At 74.3% G+C, this 17,479-nt stretch carries 15 protein-coding genes; 10 read left to right on the forward strand and 5 right to left on the reverse strand.

The genetic code is table 11. The annotated features are described in order from the left end of the window. Positions 1-9 precede the first annotated feature (9 nt). The 5 genes from ACH5AR_RS02695 to ACH5AR_RS02715 all read left to right on the forward strand — a co-directional run bounded on the left by ACH5AR_RS02695 (position 10) and on the right by ACH5AR_RS02715 (position 5,646). Positions 10-687 (forward strand): polysaccharide deacetylase family protein, encoded by a 678-nt coding sequence (locus ACH5AR_RS02695; protein ID WP_396299561.1) that lies wholly within the window; start codon positions 10-12, stop codon positions 685-687. 151 nt (positions 688-838) lie between these two features. Then, positions 839-1,165, forward strand: coding sequence for a hypothetical protein (locus tag ACH5AR_RS02700; RefSeq protein ID WP_396299562.1), 327 nt, complete (start codon positions 839-841; stop codon positions 1,163-1,165). A 202-nt stretch (positions 1,166-1,367) separates the two neighbouring features. After that, positions 1,368-2,240 carry a sulfurtransferase gene (locus tag ACH5AR_RS02705; protein ID WP_396299563.1) on the forward strand — a complete coding sequence of 291 codons (873 nt, stop codon included), beginning with the start codon at positions 1,368-1,370 and terminating at the stop codon, positions 2,238-2,240. Positions 2,241-2,447: 207 nt separating this feature from the next. After that, a complete protein-coding gene (locus ACH5AR_RS02710; RefSeq protein WP_396299564.1) occupies positions 2,448-3,965 on the forward strand; it encodes a M1 family metallopeptidase in 1,518 nt (505 codons plus the stop codon). 160 nt (positions 3,966-4,125) lie between these two features. After that, the gene (locus tag ACH5AR_RS02715) at positions 4,126-5,646 is read left to right on the forward strand and encodes a M1 family metallopeptidase (RefSeq protein WP_396299565.1); all 1,521 of its coding nucleotides are present in this window, start codon (positions 4,126-4,128) and stop codon (positions 5,644-5,646) included. A gap of 69 nt (positions 5,647-5,715) precedes the next feature. On the opposite strand, the gene ACH5AR_RS02720 is transcribed toward ACH5AR_RS02715, so the two are convergent. From ACH5AR_RS02720 to ACH5AR_RS02730, 3 genes are all read right to left on the reverse strand, one after another. Continuing rightward, a complete protein-coding gene (locus ACH5AR_RS02720; protein ID WP_396299566.1) occupies positions 5,716-6,531 on the reverse strand; it encodes an aminoglycoside N(3)-acetyltransferase in 816 nt (271 codons plus the stop codon). 121 nt (positions 6,532-6,652) lie between these two features. Then, positions 6,653-7,762, reverse strand: coding sequence for an alkene reductase (locus tag ACH5AR_RS02725; protein WP_396299567.1), 1,110 nt, complete (start codon positions 7,760-7,762; stop codon positions 6,653-6,655). A 34-nt stretch (positions 7,763-7,796) separates the two neighbouring features. Continuing rightward, positions 7,797-9,185, reverse strand: coding sequence for a condensation domain-containing protein (locus tag ACH5AR_RS02730; protein WP_396299568.1), 1,389 nt, complete (start codon positions 9,183-9,185; stop codon positions 7,797-7,799). Positions 9,186-9,432: 247 nt separating this feature from the next. On the opposite strand from ACH5AR_RS02730, the gene ACH5AR_RS02735 reads away from it, so the two are divergent. Together ACH5AR_RS02735 and ACH5AR_RS02740 are read left to right on the forward strand one after the other, a co-directional pair. Beyond that, positions 9,433-10,758, forward strand: a complete 1,326-nt coding sequence (locus ACH5AR_RS02735) for an MFS transporter (RefSeq protein ID WP_396299569.1) — start codon at positions 9,433-9,435, stop codon at positions 10,756-10,758. A gap of 116 nt (positions 10,759-10,874) precedes the next feature. Continuing rightward, entirely contained in the window at positions 10,875-12,095 is a 1,221-nt protein-coding gene (locus ACH5AR_RS02740; RefSeq protein ID WP_396299570.1) for a serine hydrolase domain-containing protein, read from the forward strand. A 21-nt stretch (positions 12,096-12,116) separates the two neighbouring features. Here ACH5AR_RS02740 and ACH5AR_RS02745 read toward each other — a convergent pair whose 3' ends face one another. Both ACH5AR_RS02745 and ACH5AR_RS02750 read right to left on the reverse strand, forming a co-directional pair. After that, positions 12,117-13,430, reverse strand: a complete 1,314-nt coding sequence (locus ACH5AR_RS02745; RefSeq protein ID WP_396299571.1) for a cytochrome P450 — start codon at positions 13,428-13,430, stop codon at positions 12,117-12,119. 17 nt (positions 13,431-13,447) lie between these two features. After that, entirely contained in the window at positions 13,448-14,803 is a 1,356-nt protein-coding gene (locus ACH5AR_RS02750) for a glutamine synthetase family protein (protein ID WP_396299572.1), read from the reverse strand. 420 nt (positions 14,804-15,223) lie between these two features. Between ACH5AR_RS02750 and ACH5AR_RS02755 the strand changes: the two genes are divergently transcribed. From ACH5AR_RS02755 to ACH5AR_RS02765, 3 genes are read left to right on the forward strand one after another with little or no spacing between them, the layout of a single operon-like run. Continuing rightward, the gene (locus tag ACH5AR_RS02755) at positions 15,224-15,412 is read left to right on the forward strand and encodes a ferredoxin (protein ID WP_396299573.1); all 189 of its coding nucleotides are present in this window, start codon (positions 15,224-15,226) and stop codon (positions 15,410-15,412) included. Between the two features lie 3 nt (positions 15,413-15,415). Then, a complete protein-coding gene (locus tag ACH5AR_RS02760; protein WP_396299574.1) occupies positions 15,416-16,639 on the forward strand; it encodes an NAD(P)/FAD-dependent oxidoreductase in 1,224 nt (407 codons plus the stop codon). Between the two features lie 12 nt (positions 16,640-16,651). After that, positions 16,652-17,458: an acetoacetate decarboxylase family protein gene (locus ACH5AR_RS02765; protein WP_396299575.1), complete on the forward strand. Its 807-nt coding sequence runs from the start codon at positions 16,652-16,654 to the stop codon at positions 17,456-17,458. Positions 17,459-17,479 lie beyond the last annotated feature (21 nt).

Here is a 17,479-nt window from a genome sequence, read left to right on the forward strand (position 1 = left end):
CCGTCCGCGGTGCCCTCGCCGGTGCCGCCGTCGGGCTCCCCCTCGGCCGCCGCGCCGAGCGCGGTGCCGGTGCGCCGGGTGCTCACCGAGGCGGAGAGCAGGCCGGTCTACGACCTGGACCCGGAGCGCCGGGTGGTGGCGCTCACCATCGACGACGGCCCCGACCCCCGGCACACGCCGACCGTGCTGGCGCTGTTCGAGCAGTACGGGATCCGGGCGACGTTCTTCCTGATCGGCGAGAACGCGGCCGAGCACCCCGCCCTGGTGCGGGAGATCGCGGACCGCGGCCACCACATCGCCAACCACACCTGGACCCACCCGGACCTGCGGCACCTCTCGGAGGGCAAGGTGCGGGACGAGCTGGAGCGCACCTCCGACCTGCTGCACCGGGCCACCGGCCGGCAGCCCACCTGGTTCCGGGCGCCCGGCGGGGACTGGTCCCCGGCCTCGCTCAAGATCGCCGCCGACCTCGGGATGCGCAACATGGCGTGGTCGGTGGACCCGCGGGACTGGGCCAGGCCCGGGACCCCGGCGATCATCGACCGGATCCTCAAGAACGTCCGGCCCGGGTCGATCGTGCTCAACCACGACGGCGGCGGGGACCGGTCGCAGACGGTGGCGGCGCTGAAGGCGTACCTGCCGGTGCTGGTCGATTCCGGGTACTACTTCACGGCTCCGCCGAACTGAGGTGCTCGGGTGACGGCGGGTAGCGGCTTCCACGTTCAAACCACCCGGACGGGTGGATTAGAAGAACCGTTTCTGCGTTTTTTGGGCCTCTAGGGTGATCTCGCACCGATAAACCCGGCACCTCCTGGTGCCGCCTGAAAGGCCCTCAGCCATGCGCCTCCGCAACGCCGTGCTCGCCGCCGCCAGCGCCATCGCCCTCGTCCTGGCCGTCCCGTTCTCCGCCAACGCGGCGCAGGGCGACTTCCTCTACAAGGTCGGCCCCGGGGTCCCGGCCGGCCTGGCCGACCCGCGGAGCGGCGAGTGCGTCGACCTCCCCTGGACGACGCAGGAGGTGCCGGGCTTCGCGCCGGAGAACCTCACCGGCTCCACGGCCACGGTCTTCCTGGACTTCGGCTGCGAGGGGGACACCTTCTACGTGATGAACCCCGGCAAGAGGCTCGGCGACCGGCTGAAGCTGCGCTCCGTCGTCTTCTCCTGAGCGGACGGGCACCGCGCACCGGGCGGCCGGCGGCCGGTCGGGGAGCCGCCGGGGTGGCCGGGGCCGGACGGTCGGCGTAGGTTCGAACTGTCCGGCCCGGTCGCCGGTCCCCCGCCGTGCCCGTACGCCCCGTCGTCGCGGCACTGCCCGTCGTGCCCGTGGTCGGGCGCCGCAGCCTGGGCAGAGCGAAGGAGGGCCTGGGATGACCGGCAACGGCTACGCGCACCCCGAGGCGTTGGTCCGCACCGAATGGCTGGCCCACCACCTGGACGACGGGACGATCCGGGTCGTCGAGGTGGACGAGGACACCCGAGCCTACGACCGGGACCACATCCCCGGCGCGGTCGGCTGGAACTGGAGCACCGACCTGCACAGCCGGGTCGGCCGGGACTACGTCGACCGCGAAGGCGTCCAGCACCTGCTGCGGGCCGCCGGGGTCGAGGACGACACCACCGTGGTGCTCTACGGCGGCAACAGCAACTGGTTCGCCGCCTACGCCTACTGGCTGTTGCGGCTGCGCGGCTTCGGCCCGGTGCGGCTGCTGGACGGCGGGCGCAGGAAGTGGGAGCTGGAGGGGCGGGAGCTCACCCGCGAGGTCATGGACTACCAGCACACCGCGTACCGGCTGCGCGGGCCCGAGCGGCCCCAGCTGCGGGCGCTGCGGGACGAGGTGCTGGCCAGGGCGGAGGTGTTCGCCAAGCCCGGGTCGGACTCGGTGCTGGTGGACGTCCGCTCGCCGGCCGAGTTCCGGGGCGAGCTGATCGCGCCCCCGCACCTGCCGCAGGAGCAGGCCCAGGTGCCGGGGCACATCCCGGGCGCGGTCAACATCCCCTGGTCGCAGGCGGCCAACGAGGACGGGTCGTTCCGCTCGGCGGAGGAGCTGCGGGCGCTGTACGGGGGCAGGGGCGTGGAGGCGGAGCGCGAGGTGATCACGTACTGCCGGATCGGCGAGCGGTCCGCGCACACGTGGTTCGCGCTCACCGAACTGCTCGGGTACCCGCACGTGAAGAACTACGACGGCTCGTGGACGGAGTACGGCTCGCTGGTGCGGGCACCGGTGTCGCTCGGGGGGTGAGGGGCGCCAGGGGCGCAAGCGGCAGGAGGGGCGCGTCGGGACCCTCGGGACCGGGGGGAAGGGTGTGGCGGCTTCGCGACCGGCTGCGAAGCCGCCGTTTCGGCGCGTTTCTGCTCATGAACATCTCATGCGGGGGGAGTGGAGCCGGGGCTTCCGGGACAAGGATCTGGTCATCCCTATCGTTCCGGTGATCCCTGGAGGACCACGTTGCGCAAGAGGCTGATCGTCTCTGCTGCCAGTGCCCTGAGTCTCTTCCTGGCCGTCCCGGCCTCGGCCTCCGGTGTCCAACCGGGCGCGGCCGGGGTCGGCGACCCGTACTACCCGACCTACGGCAACGGCGGGTACCGCGTGTCGCACTACGACATCCGGCTGAAGTACCAGCCCGCGACCGACGAGTTGGAGGGCACCACCACCATCCTCGCCACGGCCACCCAGGACCTGTCGCGGTTCGACCTGGACTTCGCGCTGAACGTCTCGGAGGTGCGGGTCAACGGGCGGGTCGCGGCCTTCGCCACCAGCGGTGAGCAGGAGTTGGAGATCACTCCGGCCCGGCCGCTGGCCAAGGGCTCCCAGGCCACCGTGGTGGTGCGGTACAAGGGCGTTCCGTCGACCGTCAAGAAGTACGGCTTCACCAGCTGGCACCGCACCCCGGACGGCGCCGTGGCCGCCAACGAGCCCGAGGCCGCCTGGTGGTGGTTCCCGAGCAACGACCACCCGAGCAACAAGGCCACCTTCGACGTCTCGGTGCTGGTGCCGGACGGCAACCAGGTGATCAGCAACGGCGTGCTGACCGGCACCAGTTCGCAGGCCGGGTGGACCAGGTACAGCTGGCGCGAGAACAGGCCGCAGGCCACCTACCTGGCCACGCTGGCGGTCGGGAAGTTCGACGTCACCCGGGACACCACGGCGAGCGGCATCCCGGTCTACAACGCGTACAGCAAGGACCTGGGCGACAACGCGGCCGCCGCGCGGGCGAGCGTGGAGCGCACCGGTGAGCTGGTGGACTGGCTGAGCGGCTACTTCGGCGAGTACCCCTTCAGCTCCGTCGGCGGCTACGTCCCGAACGTGCCGACCGGCTACGCGCTGGAGACGCAGACCCGGGTCTTCTACAGCCCGCGGCAGTTCGCCCGGGGCTCCAACGCCTCGGTGGTCGTGCACGAGCTGGCCCACCAGTGGTACGGGGACAGCGTCTCGCTCTCCCGGTGGAGCGACATCTGGCTGAACGAGGGCTTCGCCCGGTACGCGCAGTTCCTCTGGTCCGAGCACGAGAACGAGGGCACCGCCCAGGAGTTGGCGGACTACGTCTACGCCTCGCACCCGGCCGACGACCCGTTCTGGAGCATCAGGCCGGGCGACCCCGGCCCGGACGAGCAGTTCTCGGGCGCCGTGTACGAGCGCGGTGCGGTGGCCGTCCAGGCGCTGCGCAACGCCGTCGGGGACGACGCCTTCTTCCGGATCCTCAAGGGCTGGCCGACCGAGCGGCGCTACGGCAACGCCACCATCCCCGAGTTCCAGGCCTACGCGGAGAAGGTGTCCGGGAAGAAGCTCGGGGACGTGCTGAACACCTGGCTGTTCACCCCGGCCAAGCCCGCCGTCGGGCCGGTCCCGCCGGGCACCGCGGCCGCCGCCCTGGCGCCGCGAGCCGACGCGGGGCAGCCGCCGGCCGAGCCGAAGTCCTGGAAGAAGATCCAGGAGACCAACTCCGTCCACGCGGCGCGCGACTGACGGCGCGACGGATCGCGGTGACGGCTTCGCGGCATCGCGGCGAAGCCGTCATTTCGGCGTGTTTCTTTTCATGAAGGTCTCACAATCGGGCAGTGGACGAGGGGCTTCCGGGACGAGGATCTGGTCATCCCTATCGTCCCGGTGACCCTGGAGGACCACGTTGCGCAAGAGGCTGATCGTCTCCGCTGCCAGTGCCCTGAGCCTGTTCCTGGCCGTCCCCGCGTCGGCCTCCGGCTTCCAGCCCGGCGCCGACGGCGTCGGCGACCCGTACTACCCGACCCTCGGCAACGGCGGGTACCGCGTGTCGCACTACGACATCCGGCTGAAGTACCAGCCCGCGACCGACGAGTTGGAGGGCACCACCACCATCCTCGCCACGGCCACCCAGGACCTCTCGCGGTTCGACCTGGACTTCGCGCTGCACGTCTCGGAGGTGCGCGTCAACGGGCGGGTCGCGGCCTTCGCCACCAGCGGTGACCAGGAGTTGGAGATCACCCCCGCCCGGCCGCTGGCCAAGGGCGACCAGGCCACCGTGGTGGTGCGCTACAAGGACGTGCCGTCCACGGTGCAGAAGTACGGCGGGTACACCGCCTGGCGCCGCACCCCGGACGGCGCGGTGGTGGCCGGAGAGCCCGTCTCGGCCGGATGGTGGTACCCCAGCAACGACCACCCGAGCAACAAGGCCACCTTCGACGTCTCGGTGCTGGTGCCGGACGGCAACCAGGTGATCAGCAACGGCGTGCTGACCGGCACCAGCTCCCAGGCGGGCTGGACACGCTACTCCTGGCGCGAGAACAAGCCGCAGGCCACCTACCTGGCGACCCTCGCGATCGGGAGGTTCGACGTCACCCGGGACACCACGGCGAGCGGCATCCCGGTCTACAACGCGTACAGCAAGGACCTCGGGGAGAACGCCGCCGCCGCGCGGGCGAGCGTGGAGCGCACCGGTGAGCTGGTGGACTGGCTGAGCGGCTACTTCGGCGAGTACCCCTTCGGCTCCGTCGGCGGCTACGTGGCCAACACGCAGTCCGGCGGCGCCCTGGAGACCCAGACCCGGGTCTCCTACGGCCCGGCGCTGTTCGCCCGGGGCTCCAACACCCAGGTGGTCGTCCACGAGCTGGCCCACCAGTGGTACGGGGACAGCGTGTCACTGTCCCGGTGGAGCGACATCTGGCTGAACGAGGGCTTCGCCCAGTACGCGCAGTTCCTCTGGTCCGAGCACGAGAACGAGGGCACCGCCCAGGAGCTGGCGGACTACATCTACGCCTCCCGCCCGGCCGACGACCCGTTCTGGACCGTCAAGCCGGGAGACCCGGGGGAGGAGAACCAGTTCTCCGGGGCGGTCTACTCCCGCGGTGCGGTGGCCGTCCAGGTGCTGCGCAACGCTGTCGGGGACGACGCCTTCTTCCGGATCCTCAAGGGCTGGCCGACCGAGCGGCGCTACGGCAACGCCACCATCCCCGAGTTCCAGGCCTACGCGGAGAAGATCTCCGGGAAGAAGCTCGGGGACCTGCTGAACACCTGGCTGTTCACCCCGGCCAAGCCCGCCGTCGGGCCGGTCCCGCCGGCCACCGCGGCCGCCGCCCTGGCGCCGCGAGCCGACGCGGGGCAGCCGCCGGCCGAGCCGAAGTCCTGGAAGAAGATCCAGGACGCCGCCGCGGTGCACGAGGGCCGCGGCTGACGGCCCGCTGCCGCGGGCCGGCGGCCCCGTACGAACGGGGCGGGACCGCCGGCCCGGCCCGGGTGCGCGCTACGCCGCTGCGGGGGCCGGGGTGTCGGCCGCCAGCAGTTCGGTGAGGCGGCGGACGGCGAAGGGTATGAGCTCGCGGACCGGGACGAGACGGCAGGGCGCGGCGCCGACCAGGACCTCGCGGACGCCCGCGTACTCCTCGAACTCCCGCCCCACGACCGGGAAGTGGGTGTCGTTGTCGTCCCCCACGTCCGGTGCCTCGATCCAGACGCGCTCCCCCTGGATCGCCATCGGGAAGCGGCGGAGCTTGAGCCGGCGGTTGGGCGCGAAGGTCTCGGCGTAGTGCAGGAAGGTGTTGCGGTTGTGGCCGACGCCGACCAGCAGGACGTACCCGCCGAGGTCGTGCAGCGCGCCGAACGGCGACTCCCGGCCGACGGCGAAGCCGAGCGAGCGCCGGGCGGCGATCTCCCGGGCGTGCGCGCCGACGGCGGCGACCGAGACCTGCGGGTGGGTGCTGCGCAGGCTCTCCGGCAGGGCGCGCAGCGCCTCGGCCACCGCGCCCGTGGTGCAGGGCGTGCCCGGGTGGAACAGCGGTACGGCGGACCGGAGTTCGGCCACCTCGGGGCCGGGCGGGCCGCTGTGCCCGGGGGCCGGGTCGCGGACCGTGTCGGAGGTGAAGGTGGGGGCGGCGACGGTGCCGCCGGGCCCGACCGCCTCGCGCAGGCTGGCGACCACGGCCGCGGCGCCGCCCTCGACCCGGCCGAGGCTGGAGAGCGAGGAGTGCACGATCAGTGCCATGCCCTCCCGGACGCCCACCCGGTGCCAGCCCTCGACGAGGTCGGCGGTGGTGAGCGGGCCGGTGCCCGGTGTGGTCATGGTGCCCCCTGCGGTGCTGTTCGTGCTGGGATCGTTCGGGGCCGACCATAGCGGGTCGCACTGACATCCGGTCAGGACGGGGGTGGTGCAGGCCGGCCCCCGGGCCCGGCGGAGGGCCGGATCACGGCCGGGCGGCCGCTCGCAGGCGGGGGTAGTCGGTGTATCCGGCGGCCTCCTGGCCGTAGAGGTGGGTGGGGTCGACGGCGGCGAGCGGGGCGTTCCGGGCGAACCGTTCGGGCAGGTCCGGGTTGGCGATGAAGGCGCGGCCGTAGGAGACCAGGTCGGCCAGGCCGGCGGCGAGCACCGCCTCGCCGCGCTCGCGGTCGGTGGCGGCGCGGTTCTCGCCGACGTTGCCGATCAGCGGGCCGGACCAGCGCGGGCGCAGGTCGGCCAGGGCCGGGTAGTCGTCGTTGTCGGTGAGGTGGAGGTAGGCGAGGCCGAGGCCGTCGAGTTCGGCGAGCAGCGCCCGGTAGACCGGGGCCGGGTCGGCCTCGTCCATGCCGAACTGCGGGTTGCCGGGGGACAGCCGCAGGCCGAGGCGGTCGGGGCCGACGGCCTCGGCGACGGCGGTGACCAGCTCGATCGGGAAGCGCAGCCGGTCGGCGAGGGTGCGCGGGCCGTACTCGTCGGTGCGCAGGTTGGTGTTGTCGGCCAGGAACTGGTGGATCAGGTAGGAGTTGGCGCCGTGCAGTTCGACGGCGTCGAAGCCGGCGGCGAGGGCGAGGCGGGCCGAGGCGACGTGGTCGGCGATGGTGCGGCGGATCTCCTCGCGGGTCATCGCGCGCGGGGTGACGGCCTCGGCCTTCCCGCCGTCCCGGACGTGCACCGGCCCCGGGGCCGGGACGGCGGAGGGGCCGGCCGGGACGTCCCCGAGCAGCCGGTTCAGCGGGTGGCCCTGGCGCCCGCCGTGCATCAGCTGGGCGACGATCCGCCCGCCGGCGGCGTGCACCGCCTGCGTCACGGCGCGCCAGCCGGCCGCGTGCGCGGGCGTCTCCAGGCCGGGCAGGCGCCAGCCGGACTGGCCCTGCCGGCTGGGCCAGATGCCCTCGGTGACGATCAGGCCGGCGCTCGCGCGCTGGGCGTAGTACTCGGCGACGACGGGCAGCGGCGTACCGTCCTCGGCGGCCCGGTAGCGTGTCATCGGGGCCATCACGACGCGGTTCGGCAGGTCGAGCCGGCCGAGGCGGTACGGCGTGAGCAGGGACGTGGTGGTGTTCGTGGTCGTGGTCACGCCGGTACGGTAAAACCTGACACCAGTGTTAGGTTCAAGCGCTTCCGGCCGGGCTCCCGGCGGTGGCGGCTCCCGCCGAGGGCTCGGCGGCCCCGGCCTCGGCGGCCCCGGCCTCGGTGAGGACCAACTCCTCGATGCCGTAGAGGAACCGCTCCATCGCGGAGCGCGGGAGCACGCTCGGGTCCGCCGTCAGGGCGAGGCTCAGCGCGTCGGCGGACTGCAGGGCGTCCAGGGCGTAGGTCAGGCCGGGGCGGGGCTCGAACTCCGCCGGCCAGGTGAGGGTGGTGCGGTCCTCGCCGGCGGCGGCGGCCGGGAGCAGCTCCCTGGTGTCGTTGAACACGCAGGAGCGGTCCGCCAGCGGGACGCCCTCGGCGGTCAGCCGGGCGGTCTCGGCGTCCAGCGCGGCCCTGTCGTAGTACGCGTGGCGGTAGGTGCCGATCGCCGCGGCGTGGGTGCGGCGCACCACCTCGCCGAACTCGGCGGTGGCGTCGGGGAGGCGGAACGGCCCGTCGCCCGCGATCACCCCCACCGCGTCGGCCAGCTCCGGCAGGAAGCGGTTGTTCACCACGACGTTCAGCACGGCCTCGGTGGTGCCGGCCAGCCGGGCGGTCATCGCGGCCGTCGCGGCGAGCAGGACCGAGCCCGTGCTGACCCGGTGCCGGGCCGCCACCCGTTCGACGGCCCGGGCCAGGGCGGGGGAGCGCAGGACCGCGTTCGGGAACCGGGCGGGCCGCCCGGTGGCCGGCGGGAAGAGCCGGGGCGGGCCCAGCCGGAGCTTGCGCACGACCTGCCGGCGGGCCGCCGCGTCGCGCCGCAGGCCGCGCTCGGAGGCCTGGAACTCCGCTTCCTCCAGCGGCTGTCGGGCCGGGGTGCGGGGCTTCGCCGACGGCCCGGCGGGGGCGCCGACGCAGAGCGCGGTCAGGTCGGCGACCAGCCGGCTCATCCCGGCCCCGTCCACCGCGGTGTGCGAGAGCACCAGGCTGATGTGCCGGACGAGCCCGTCGGCCGCCACCGCGCCGATCCGCAGCGGCCACCCGGCGGCGGTGTCGAAGGCCCGCCCGGCCAGTTCGGCGTGCAGCCGGGCACCGAGCGCGGCCGGGTCCTCCCGCCCCTCGGCCGACCACAGGTGGACGCCCAGGGTGCCCGCGCCGTCGACGGCCTGGCGCAGCTCTCCGGACGCCCCGGGGAGCAGCCGGGTGTGCAGCGCGTCGTGCAGGTGGAGCAGCCGCTCCAGGGCGGTGAGCAGGACGGGCAGGGGCAGTCCGGGGTCGAGCGGGGCCGCGGTGGCGATGTTGTAGCGCGGTGCGTCGGCCGGCGGCAGCCGTCGGACGGCGTCCCAGATGGCCCGTTGGCCCCAGGTGGCCGGTCCGGATCCGGTCCGGCCGGGCGAGAAGGGGATCTCCAGCAGTTGGCGAGTGGTCACCGATCGGCTCTCCGTGGTGCGGGGGGTCGTTGAGTCGTGCCGGTGCGTTGGGAGCGCGGGTGCTGCTGGGGAGAGTGTGGCGCACCGCCCGCCGTGCGTCGAGGGCTCGGGGGCGGCGGTCCGGGATCGGCGGGGGTCCCGGGACGGGGGGTTCCATAGGTCTCTTGATGTGAAGTATCTTGATGTCGAGATTGATCGGACCGCGCGGCCCACCGGGCTCGGGCGACGCACACGACGGGGGCCTGTCATGCGGGGGAACGGACTGATCGCGCAGCTGCGGCGGCCGCCGGGCGGGCGGGACGCGCGGATCATGCTGCTGGCGCAGTGCGTCGACCGGACCGGCACGGGTGTGTGGGCGGCTGCCTCGGTGCTCTACTTCACCTACGTCTGCGGGATGGACGCCCGGCAGCTGGGCCTGCTGCTCGGGGTGGGCGCGGTGGCGGGGATCGCCGGGTCCCCGCTGGCGGGGCGGGCGGCCGAGCGGGTGCCGGTGCGGTGGCTGCTGATCGGCTGCCACCTGCTGCGGCTGGGGGCGATGGGGCTGCTGCTGGTGGTCGACGACTTCGCCGCGCTGCTGCCCGTGGTGGCCCTGGTCTGCCTGGCCGAACGGGCCGCCAAGACGCTGGAGATGCTGTTCGCGACCCGGGTGGCGGGCGAGCGGCGGTCCACCTACCAGGCGCTGTTCCGCAGTGTGGCCAACGCCGGGTACGCGCTCGGTGCGGGCGTCGCCGCGCTCGGGCTGGCGGTGGGGACGACGGCCGCGTACCGGGTGCTGATCCTGGCCAACGGACTGTCCTACCTGCTGGCCGCTCTCCTGGTGTGGCGCACCCGGGAGCCCTCCGGGCGGGGCCTGGTCGCGGCGCGGGCGGGGGAGGAGCCCGCCGCGGCGCCCGCGGCGGCGCCGAGCCCCTGGCGGGACCGCGGCTACCTGCGGTTCGTCCTGCTCGACATGCCGCTGAACCTGGACGACTCGGTCCTGAACGTCGGACTCCCGCTCTGGCTCGTCCACCGCACCGGCGCGCCGCACGCCGTCGTCCCGGTCTTCCTGGTGCTCAACACGGTGCTCGTGGTGGTGCTGCAGCTGCGCGTCTCGGCGCGGGTGCAGGGGGCGCTCGGGGCGGCCGCGGCGGTGCGCTGGTACGGGGTGACGGTGCTCGGCGGCTGCCTGCTGATCGCGCTCTCCACCGGCGCCGGGCCGGTCCTGGCGTCGGTCGCCCTGCTGGCCGCGGCGGTGCTCGTCACCCTGGCGGAGCTGCTGCGTTCGGTGAGCTCCTGGGAGCTGGCGGTGGTGCTGGCGCCGCCGGGCGCGCGGGCCTCCTATCTGGGCGTGGCCGGGATGTCCCAGTCGGTGCAGAAGTCGGTCGGGCCGCTGCTGCTGACCGGGGCGGTGATGGCGGCCGGGCCGGTCGGCTGGCTCGGCCTCGGGGCGGCGGTCGTCGGCCTCGGCGCGCTCCAGCGCCGGTCCAGCCTGCGGCGGCTGGCGGCTCTGGGCGGGGCCGCCGCCGGGGCTGCGGCCGAGGGAGCGGCGCAGCGGGACACGGCGCCTGCGGGCCGGGTGCGGCCGCGCCCCTGATCCCACCCGCGGTCGCCTCGGGGAGATCCCGGCAGGCCCCCTGGGGGAATCCCCCGACAGGCCCCTGGGATACCGGCGTTGGCGGTCGGATCCGGTCACGCCCTAGCGTGGCGCCCATGACTCCGATCGTGCGTTCGATCCTGCGCAGACGCCTCGTGGTGGCGGCCGGTGCCGTCGTGCTGCTCTGCGCCGACACCGCCACCACGGCCGCCGCGGCCACCGCCGTCGTCCGGCCCGCCGCCCCGTCCGTCGCGGAGCAGCTGCGCCGGGACACCCGGGCGATCCACGCGCTCGGCGTCGCCGGGGTGCAGGCCCGGGTGATCGGGCCGGACGGTCGGCAGACGGTCGCCACCAGCGGCGCCGCCGACGTGGCCACCGGCCGGCCCGTCCCACCGGACGGCTACTTCCGGATGGCCAGCACGGCCAAGACGATGGTCGCGACCGTCGTCCTCCAACTGGAGGCCGAGGGAAGGCTGTCGCTGGACGACACGCTCGACCGCCGGCTGCCGGAGGTGGTGCGGGCCAGGGGCGGGGCCGGCCGCGGGATCACCGTGCGCCAGCTGCTCCAGCACACCAGCGGCATCGTGGACGACCTGCCCGGGTACGACACGAAGGACGGGTACGAGCGGGAGCGGTACCGGGTCCACCGCCGGGAGGACCTGGTGGCCGGTGCGGCGTTCCCCTCCGAGGCGGACCGGCCCGACCCCGGCGGTGCGGGCTGGCGCTACTCCAACACCGGGTACCTCCTGCTCGACATGATCATCGAGCGGGCCACCGGCCACCCCGCCGAGCGGGAGGTCGAGGACCGCGTCCTGCGCCCGCTGGGCCTGGACCGGACGCGGCCGACCGGCACCTCGCCCGCCCTGCCCGCACCGCACGCCCGGGCCTACCAGCTCTTCCCCGCCCCCGACGGCCGGGTGGACGTCACCGAACAGGTGCCGATGGACCCCGGGTTCTCCTGGGTCACCACCACCCGGGAGGAGAACCTCCTGCTCCGTGCCCTGCTCGCGGGCCGGCTGCTGCCGGAGCGCCAACTGGCCGAGATGCGGCGGACGGTGGCGGTGGACGAGCGGACGGCGGAGCTGTGGCACGGCGGCGCGTACGGGCTCGGCCTGGTCAGCCGCGGGCTGTCCTGCGGGGGCGTCTACTGGGGCCACGAGGGCGGGGACGGCGGCTTCGTCACCCTCAACGGGGTCACCGGGGACGGGCGGCGCAGCGCCGTCGTCTCCATGTCCGAGGCCCGCGGCGACACCTGGGACCACATCAGGGCCCAGGAGGACGCGGCGAGCGCCCTGATCGACCACGCCCTGTGCGCGGGGAGCCGCGGAGCCTCCTGAGCGCCGTGCCGGGGCGGGAGTTCAGGCGAGGGTGACCTCGACGGGGAGCTTCTTGATGCCGTTGACGAAGTTGGAGCGCACCCGGGGGACGTCCCCGGCGAGCCGGGCGTCCGCCAGGCGCGGGATCAGCTCCTCGAACATGATGCGGATCTCGGTGCGCGCCAGCAGGTTGCCCAGGCACAGGTGGGGGCTGCCCTTGCCGAAGGTGACGTGGTCGTTGTCCCGGCGGGTCACGTCGAAGTCATAGGGGTTGCCGAAGACCTCCTCGTCACGGTTGCCGGAGGCGAACCACATCACGACCTTCTCGCCCTCCCTGATCCGCCTGCCGCCGAGCTCGACGTCCCGGGTGGCCGTGCGGCGGAAGTGGTAGACGGGGGAGGCCCAGCGCAGGAACTCCTCCACCGCGGTGGGGATGAGGGACGGGTCCTCCTGGAGCCGGGCGAGCTGCTCGGGGTGCTGGAGGAGGGCCAGCATGGAGTGGCTGATGGTGTGCCGGGTGGTCTCGTTGCCGGCGACGACCAGCAGCAGGAAGTAGTTGTCGAAGTCCTGCGGCGAGAGCGGCACGCCGTCCCGGGGGGTCTCGTTGACCAGCCGGGAGACCAGGTCGGTGCCGGTGCCGCCGCGCCGCTGCCGGGCGAGCTCGCGGCCGTACGCGAAGACCTCCAGCGAGGCGGGCGAACGGAAGGGGAGGTCGCGGTACTTCTCGCTCTCCTCGCTGTGCAGCAGGACGTCGGCGTAGTCCGGGTCGGTGTTGCCGATGATCCGGTTGCCCCAGTCGATCAGCTGCTGGTTGTCCTCCGGGGGCACGTCCAGGAGGCGGGCGAGGACGTTGATCGGGAAGTCGGCGGAGACCTCCTCGACGAAGTCGAAGCGGCCCTTGGCCAGGGCGGCGTCCAGCGTGGTGGCGGTCAGGCCGCGCAGGAAGTCGGCGTAGCTGTTGATCACGCCGGCGCCGAACTGGCGCTGGAGGATGCTGCGCAGGGCCCGGTGGCGGACGCCGTCCAGCTCCAGGACGGAGGCGCGCTTCTCGATCTGGTCGTCGTCGACCTCCTCCAGGTTCACGAAGCGGGTCGAGGTGAAGGTCTCGGCGTCCCGGTCGACGCGGGCGATGTCGGCGTGCCGGGTGACCGCCCAGAAGCCGGAGTTGGGCGCGTCCTCCGGCTGCCAGTGCACCGGGTCCTGGTGGCGGAGGGTGTGGAACATGCGCCACGGGGTGACCCCGTCGGTGAAGTTGTCGAGATCGGCCAGGTTCACCCGGTCGAGGGGCAGCGGTTCGTCGAAGGCACCGCAGGCGGTCGCACCGGAGGCGGACGGGGTGGCGGGCACGGCGGTCATGGTGGGTCTCCTCGGTCTCACAGGTGGTACGCGTACTCGGTGAACTCCCAGTCGGTGACGTGCCGTCGGAAGCGGTCGACCTCGTCGCGCTTGTACGTGAGGTAGGCCTCGACGAAGTCCCGGCCGAGGACCGCGGTCAGGGCGGCGTCCGCCTCCAGCGCGTCGAGCGCCTCGGGCAGGGACATCGGCAGGACGGCCGACCTGGCGGGGTCGTAGCCGTAGCCCTCCAGCGGGGCGGGGGGCTCCTCGCCGGCCAGCACGCCCAGCAGCGCCGCGGCCACGGTGCCCGCGATCAGCAGGTAGGGGTTGGCGCTCGCGTCCCCGAGCCGCAGTTCGAAGCGGCTGCCGGAGCCGCGCTCCGGCGGGATGCGGACCATGGCACTGCGGTTGTCCAGGCCCCAGTCGACCAGCCAGGGGGCGAGGGTGTCGGGGCCGAAGCGCTTGTAGGAGTTGACGGTCGGGTTGGCCAGCGCGGCGAGGGCCGGGGCGTGGGCGAGCACCCCGGCCACGGCGTGCCGGGCGGTCGCGCTCAGCCCGTACGGTGCGGCCGGGTCGGCGAAGGCGTTGCCGCCCCCGCCGTCCGCGCAGGACAGGTGGAGGTGGAAGCCGGACCCGCCGGAGCCCTGGAAGGGCTTGGCCATGAAGGTCGCCAACCGGCCCTCGGCGCGGGCGAGTTCCTTGACCGCGGACTTGAAGCGAAAGGCGCGGTCGGCGGCGTCCGTGGCCGCGGAGTGGGTCAGGTTGATCTCGAACTGGGAGCCGTCGAACTCGTGGTTGCCGTTGGTGACGCCGATGCCGAGGTCGCGCAGCAGGCGCAGGGTGCGCAGCAGGTGGTTGTCGCCGTCCGCGCGCAGGCCGGCGGTGTAGACCACGCCCGCGGCCTCGCTGTAGCGGCGCCAGCCCTGCGGGGCGCCGGGTGCCGCGTCGCACAGGAAGTACTCCAACTCCGGCCCCACGACCGGGTGCAGGCCGTTCTCCCGGCACCGCTCGACGACCGTGCGCAGCAGGTCGCGGGGGGATTCCGGGGCGGGGCGCCCGGTGAGCGGGTCGGTGACGTCGCCGAGGCAGCCGGCGACTCCGGGCTCCCAGGGCAGGGCGGTCAGGGTGTCGAGGTCGGGGCGCACGCAGATGTCGGGAAGGCCGGCGTCCAGGCCCCCGCGGACGGGGACGACGCCGCCCCGGGGGGTGGTGTGGTAGACGGCGCGGCAGAAGGCGAGGCCGTGGTCGCAGGCCGAGGGCAGGTGGTCCAGCAGGACGTCCCGGGCCCGTTCGGTGCCGATGAGGTCGGGATAGCTCACCCGGACCACGTCGATGCCCTGGGCGGCCAGCCGCTCCATGTGCTGGCGGACGGCCGGGATGTCGGATGCGCTCACCGGTGTCTCCTCTGGGGGAAGTGGGGCGCCCGCCCGCCGCTCGCGGCGTCGGGAGGGCCAGGGCGCACGGCAGTGGCGGAGTGGGGGAGGGGAGGGGGCGGCGCGGTGGCGTCGGACCGCGCGGTGGGGCGGGACGCCGCTCGCTCGCCGGTGGCACACGCTAGGGACGCCGGTCGCTCTTCCGCAAGGGGTCCGCCCCAGAAACCTATCCATCCGGATAGCTCTTGACCAGAGGCCCGCCGCTTCCTATGTTATTTGGCATCAAACGTTTTGGCGGGCCGCTGTCCACCGCCTTCCGTGGCGGGCCCCCGCCCGTCCGCGGCGCCCCGCCGCCCCGGCCGTGATCCGGCTCCCGCGGGCCCGCCCCGCCTCCCTCCCCGCCCTTTCCGCGACGCTCCCCCACCACCAGGAGGACCGGCCATGAAGGTCGTCGTCGACATGACCAAGTGCCAGGACCACGGCCAGTGCGTCTTCGCCGCCCCCGACGTCTTCCGCCTCGACGACGACGGACACCTCGCGTACGTCGCCCGCCCCGACGAGGGCCTGCGCGCCGACGTCGAGGAGGCCGCCGACGTCTGCCCGCTCCAGGCCATCCGGATCGAGGACTGAGCCGTGACCGCACCCGTCGTGGTGGCCGGTGCCTCGATGGCCGGCCTGCGCACCGCCGAGCAGCTGCGCGCCGCCGGCTGGGACGGGCCGATCACCCTCGTCGGGGACGAGCCCCACATGCCGTACAACCGGCCCCCGCTGTCCAAGGAGGCCCTGGCCGGCACGGCGTCCTTCGACTCGCTCGCCCTCCGGCCCCGGGCCGTCCTCTCCGACGCCCGGTGGCGCCTGGGCACCGCCGTCCGCCGGGCCGACCTCGACGCCCGGACCGTCGAGCTCGACGGCGGCGAGCTGCTGCCCTACCGCGCCCTCGTGGTCGCCACCGGCATGCGGCCCCGGCGGCTCGACTGCCCGGGCCCGCGGGCCGGACGGCACACCCTCAGGACGCAGTCCGACGCCCGGGGGCTGCGCGCGGCGCTGACCGTGCCGGGCGCACGGGTGGTCGTGGTGGGCGCCGGCTTCATCGGCTGCGAGGTGGCCGCCACCGCGGTGGCCCTCGGTGCCGCCGAGGTCACCGTGGTCGACCCGATGCCGCTGCCCATGGTCGGCCCGCTCGGTGAGCTGCTGGCCGGGGCCCTGCTCGAACGCCACCGGCGGTGGGGCGTGCGCTTCGCCCTCGGCACCGGGGTGACCGGTTTCGAGGGCGGGCCGGAGGTCACCGGGGTCGTCCTGGCGGACGGCCGGGTGCTGCCCGCGGACGTGGTGGTGGAGTCGGTCGGCTCGGTGGCCAACACCGAGTGGCTCGACGGCAACGGCCTGGACCTCTCCGACGGCGTGCGCACCGACGGGCACCTGCGGGCCGGCGGGCGCCCGGACGTGGTCGCCGTCGGGGACGTGGCCCGCTTCCCCAACGCCCGCTACGACGGCGTCCCACGCCGCGTCGAGCACTGGTCCATCCCCTCCGACAGCGCCCGGCACGCCGCCCGGGTGCTCGCCGCCCACCTCGCCGGCGCCGACCACGGCCTCGCGCCGTTCGCGCCGCTGCCGGCCTTCTGGAGCGACCAGCACGACTTCCGCCTGCAGTCCTTCGGCGCCCCCGCCCTCGGCCGGGAGGACGTGCGCGTCCTGGACGGCGACCTCGGCGGGGACGTGCTGGTCGGCTACCACCGGGCCGGCCGGCTGGTCGGCGTCGTCGCCCTCGGCGGCCGGCGCGCCGCGGCCGCCGCCGTCCGCCACCGCGCCGAACTGCTCCGGCAGCCCGCCCTCCCGCACCCCGCCCCCACCCCGTAAGGATCTCCCCAAGTGGCCAGTGTCCGTGGATACTTCCACCCCAAGACGGCGACCGGCGCCTCCTCGCTGATCCCCTCGCCGCCGTGGCGCTACTCCGGCGACCTGCTCACCGTCGAGTACCGCACCGACCCGGCCCGGGTGCGCGAACTGCTGCCCGAGCCGCTGCAACCCGCCGAGGAGGACCCGGGCGCCGTCGCGCTGATCTGGGCCGACTGGCAGTCCTGCTCCGCCTCCGGGCAGGAGCTGCTCGACCCGGTGCGCGCCCAGTACAAGGAGGCGTTCGCCGTAGTCCGCTGCTCGTACCGGGGGCGGACGTACAGCCGCTGCGTCCACATCTGGGTCGACAAGGACTTCGCCGTCGCCCGCGGGCTGCACCAGGGCTATCCGAAGAAGCTCGGCTCCATCCACCAGACCCGGCCGCACCCGTACGGGCCGGCCCCGCGGATCGAGGCCGGCGCCCGGTTCGGCGCGACCCTCGCGGCCGCGGACCGGCGCCTGGCCCAGGCCGTCGTCACGCTGCGCGAGCCGTCCGTCGGCAACGGCTTCGTCAACGGCCACCCGATGGCCCACCACCGCTGGCTGCCGTCCATCGAGAAGGGCAGGGGCCTCGCCCTGGACGAGCTGGTCGAGTCCGGCGCCGCCGCCTTCGAGGCCGGGCAGCCCTGGGTCGGCGAGGCCGAACTGGAGCTGTTCGAGGCGCCCACCGAGGAACTGGCCCGGCTGGAGGTGCGCGAGCCGATCGCCGCCTACTACCGGCAGGTCGGCGTGGTCTGGGACGGCGGCCGGCTGCTGGAGTCGAACACCTCCGGTGCCGAGTGAACCCGCCCCGCAGCCGTCACG

The sequence above is a fragment of the Kitasatospora sp. NPDC018619 genome, from assembly GCF_044391605.1.
Taxonomy (GTDB): Bacteria; Actinomycetota; Actinomycetes; order Streptomycetales; family Streptomycetaceae; genus Kitasatospora.

Excerpts from the sequence above, each read along its gene's own strand:
- ACH5AR_RS02700 (WP_396299562.1), top strand. The coding sequence starts at position 839 with ATGCGCCTCCGCAACGCCGTGCTCGCCGCCGCCAGCGCCATCGCCCTC.
- ACH5AR_RS02705 (WP_396299563.1), top strand. The coding sequence starts at position 1,368 with ATGACCGGCAACGGCTACGCGCACCCCGAGGCGTTGGTCCGCACCGAA.
- ACH5AR_RS02720 (WP_396299566.1), bottom strand. The coding sequence starts at position 6,531 with ATGACCACACCGGGCACCGGCCCGCTCACCACCGCCGACCTCGTCGAG.
- ACH5AR_RS02735 (WP_396299569.1), top strand. The coding sequence starts at position 9,433 with ATGCGGGGGAACGGACTGATCGCGCAGCTGCGGCGGCCGCCGGGCGGG.
- ACH5AR_RS02740 (WP_396299570.1), top strand. The coding sequence starts at position 10,875 with ATGACTCCGATCGTGCGTTCGATCCTGCGCAGACGCCTCGTGGTGGCG.
- ACH5AR_RS02745 (WP_396299571.1), bottom strand. The coding sequence starts at position 13,430 with ATGACCGCCGTGCCCGCCACCCCGTCCGCCTCCGGTGCGACCGCCTGC.
- ACH5AR_RS02755 (WP_396299573.1), top strand. The coding sequence starts at position 15,224 with ATGAAGGTCGTCGTCGACATGACCAAGTGCCAGGACCACGGCCAGTGC.